We start from the raw sequence: 618 nt of genomic DNA on the forward strand, positions 1-618 counted from the left end.
AGCAACAAATGCTTCAAAAATGATCATGATGAGATAACGTTATTTGATAATAAGTGTCACTCGATAACAAGAGGTCTTCATGAGTTATATTTTTAATCGTTCATTCCCCAATACTCGCTTACGTCGCCTACGTTACAACGATAATATCCGCGCCATGGTGCAAGAAACCAGCATTGAACCCAAGCATCTGATTGCGCCCGTGTTTGTCATTGAGGGTAAACAGCAGCGCCAAGCCGTGGCAAGCATGCCAGGCGTTGAGCGTTTTAGCGTGGACTTGCTAATCGAGTATGCCAAGCAGCTACTCAGTCTAGGCGTTACCACCATTGATTTATTCCCTGTCATTAGCCCAAGCCTCAAATCGCTACAGGCTGAACACGCCTATGATGAGAACGGTCTTGCCTGTACTGCTATCAAAGCAATTAAAGATGCTGTGCCAGAGATGGTGGTGATGACTGATGTGGCACTCGACCCCTATACCACCCATGGTCAAGACGGTATTGTCGATGACAATGGCTACGTACTCAATGACATCACCGTTGACATCCTCGCCAAACAAGCCTTGAGCCACGCCCGTGCAGGCGCGGATATCATCTCGCCAAGCGATATGATGGATGGGCG

General features: G+C 47.9%; 1 pseudogene. It reads left to right on the forward strand.

Annotated features, from left to right (window positions below):
• Positions 1 to 79: 79 nt before the first annotated feature.
• Positions 80 to 618, forward strand: a pseudogene (locus GY683_RS00750) (porphobilinogen synthase); the annotation flags it as partial.

Source organism: Moraxella sp. (genome assembly GCF_024227015.1).
GTDB lineage: Bacteria > Pseudomonadota > Gammaproteobacteria > Pseudomonadales > Moraxellaceae > Moraxella.